We start from the raw sequence: 3,283 nt of genomic DNA, 5'->3' as shown, positions 1-3,283 counted from the left end.
CTGCCTCGATCAGGCGCGCGCCGCCCTTGCCGCGCTGCCCACCACCCCGCCTGCCGTCCCCCTGACCCCCGACCACCTCGCCTACGTCCTCTTTACCTCCGGCTCCACCGGCACCCCCAAGGGCGTCGCCGTGCCCCAGCGCGGCCTCGCCCACCTCGTCCACTGGCATCACCATGCCTATCAGCTCACCCCCGCCGACCGCGCCAGTCAGCTCGCCGCCCTCACCTTTGACGCCGCCGTCTGGGAGGTCTGGCCCTATCTCACCCGCGGCGCCAGCGTGCATCTCGTGCCCGAGGCCATCCGCCACGATGTCGCCGCGCTGGGCCGCTGGCTCGCCGCCGAGGTGATCAGCCTGAGCTTCCTGCCCACCGCGCTGGCCGAAGCGCTCTGGGCGGCGGGCTGGCAGGCACCGCCGCCGCTGCGCGCGCTGCTGGTCGGCGGCGATCAGCTCCATGGGGTCGACCCGGCCCGCCTCGGCTGCGCGCTAGTCAACCACTACGGGCCGACCGAAAGCGCGGTCGTGGCGACCTGCGGGCGCGTGACCGCCGAGCCGGGGCTGCCGCCGATCGGGGTGCCGCTGCCGTACGTACAGGGCTATGTGCTCAACCGCTGGCAGCAGCCGGTGCCGATCGGAGTGGTGGGCGAGCTGTACCTGGGAGGGGCGGGGCTGGCGCGGGGCTATGTCGGGCAGGCGGCGTGGACAGCGGAGCGCTTCGTGCCGGACGGGCTGAGCGGGCAGGCGGGGGCGCGGCTGTACCGCACGGGCGACCTGGTGCGCTGGCGGGCGGATGGGCAGTTGGAGTTCATCGGGCGGCGCGATGGACAAGTGCAGGTGCGGGGCATCCGCATCGAGCTGGGCGAGATCGAGGCCGTGCTCGGCCAGCATCCCGAAGTCGCCGAGGCCGTGGTGGTGGCGCAGCCTACCGCGCCCTCCGCCGGTGGACACCGCGACACGCGACTGGTGGCGCTGGTTGTTGCCCGGGAAGGCCAGACCTTAAGCGCGCAGCATATCAAGCAATTCTTGCGCGAGCGGCTGCCGGAGTACATGGTTCCGGGCAGCATCGTGGTGCTGGAGGACATGCCGCTGACGCCCAACGGCAAGCTCGATCGCCACGCGCTCGACGCCCTGGCACGGCAGGAGCGCAGCGAAACGGCCTACATCGGCCCGCGCACCCCGCTGGAGGCGCAGCTCGTCACGATCTGGCAAGAGCTGCTGCGTCCCAACACGGCCACCCCGATCGGCATCTACGACAACTTCTTCGCCCTCGGCGGCCACTCGCTGCTCGCAACCCGGTGTGTGTTTCGCATTCAAGAAACCATGCATGTCGATCTTCCCCTACGAAGTCTGTTTACTGCCCCGACCATCGCCGAATGTGCCGAAGCTATTCAGATGGCTGGCGCTACGACCATCACGCCTCAGCCGACGATCGGCTCGATCGATCGTCGTCGCTACCGGATCAAAGGTTCGCAAGCAGGCTAGCGCCGCTTCCTCCCACCCATTAGAAGGAGCTACAGGCAAGACATGACAACTGAGGATCTGTTTGCTCTACCCACATCCTTTGCTCAACAGCGCTTATGGATCTTGGAGCAGCTTCAGCCGGGTAGTGCTATCTACAACATTCCCTGGACCATCGAGATCGCAGGGCCAGTCGACATGCCAGCGCTTCAGCGGGCGATCCAGGCGCTTGTTGATCGGCATGAGACGCTCCGCACAACGTTTGCCACGGTTGATGGCACTCCCGTGCAGGTTGTTGCCGAGGCTGTATCCGTCGCGCTACCGGTTGTCAACCTGATGTCCGACGAGCCAGCGGAGCGCGAAGCGACCGTCCAACGGCTGATCGCGGCAGAAGCACAGCGACCGTTTGACCTGGTGGTTGGTCCGCTATGGCGCGGCCTTCTGCTCCAGCGTGCCTGGGATGATCTTGTGTTGGTCCTGACGATGCATCATCTCATCTTCGATGGCTGGTCGCGGGATGTGTTTGTTCAAGAGCTGGCAGCGCTGTACAGCGCGTGCGTCAGGTCGGAGAATCCGGCGCACGCGCTACCCGCCCTCCCGATCCAGTACGCAGACTATGCGGTGTGGCAGCGCGAATGGCTGCAAGGCGCGGTCCTTGAGCAGCAGCTCGCCTACTGGAAACGGCAGTTGACCGGCGCTCCCGCATTGATCGAGCTGCCCAGCGATCGTGCCAGGCCAACGGTCCAAACGTTTCGGGGCGCGCACCACGCCTTCGACATTCCTGGGACAATCCACGAGGCGCTTGCCGCGCTGAGCCAGCAGGAGGGCACGACGCTCTTTATGACGCTGCTGGCCGCTTTTAAGACGCTGCTGTACCACTATACGGACCAGCCGGATATTGTGGTGGGATCGCCGACCGCCAACCGTCCCCGTGCCGAAACCGCCGGGCTGATCGGCTTCTTCGTTAATATGCTGGTGCTGCGCAGCGACCTGTCCGGGAATCCGACGTTTCGGGATATTCTCCAGCGGGTGCGCGAGACGGCGCTGGGCGCGTATGCCCATCAAGACCTGCCGTTCGAGAAGCTGGTCGAGGAGCTGCGCCCGGAGCGCAGCCTCAACTACACGCCGCTCTTTCAGGTCGTGTTCTCGCTTCATGCTGCGTCAGCGGCGGTGGTGCGGAGCGCCGAGCTTGAGCTGCGGATCGGCGACGTAAGCAATGGAGCGTCGAAATTCGATCTCACCCTCAATATGGTCGAAACTGAGTCGGGGCTGAGCGGCGTCTTCGTGTACAACCCTGATCTCTTCGCGGCGGCAACGATCGAGCGGATGGGGAGCCACTTCACGACGCTGCTGGCCGGGATGGCCGCGCAGCCCGCCGCGCCCCTGCACACGCTCGCCCTGCTCACCCCCGCCGAGCGCCAGCGCCTCCTGCCGCCCCCGCCTGCCCACATGCCCGCGCTGCCCCTCGTCCCTGATCTCGTCGCCGCCCAGGCCGCCCGCACCCCCGACGCCCTCGCCCTCGCCGCGGGCACCACGGCCCTCACCTATCGCCAGCTCGATACCCAGGCTAATCAGCTCGCTCATGCCCTGCGCGCCCGCGCCCTCCCCGCCGAGGCCGTCGTCGCCCTCCTGCTCCCCCGCGCCCCCGATTGGATCGTCGCCCAGCTCGCCATCCTCAAGGCCGGTGCCGCCTTCCTGCCGCTCGACCCCGCCGCCCCCGTCGCGCGCACCGCCCGCATGCTCCGCGCTGCCCAGGCCGCCCTGCTGCTCACCACCACCGCCGCCCTGCCCGCCGATCTGCCCGCCGACCTGCCCGCCGATCTGCCC

General features: G+C 67.9%; 2 protein-coding genes. Both read left to right on the top strand.

Annotated elements, in window-relative coordinates:
- Positions 1–1,480, top strand: a 1,480-nt coding sequence (locus VFZ66_20720; protein HEX6291620.1) for a non-ribosomal peptide synthetase, incomplete at its 5' end; no start/stop codon positions are given.
- Positions 1,481–1,522: 42 nt separating this feature from the next.
- Positions 1,523–3,283: condensation domain-containing protein (locus VFZ66_20715; protein HEX6291619.1), on the top strand; the 1,761-nt coding region annotated here is incomplete at its 3' end.

This window comes from Herpetosiphonaceae bacterium (assembly GCA_036374795.1).
GTDB lineage: Bacteria > Chloroflexota > Chloroflexia > Chloroflexales > Kallotenuaceae > LB3-1.
This window is presented reverse-complemented; position numbering and strand designations above follow the sequence as displayed.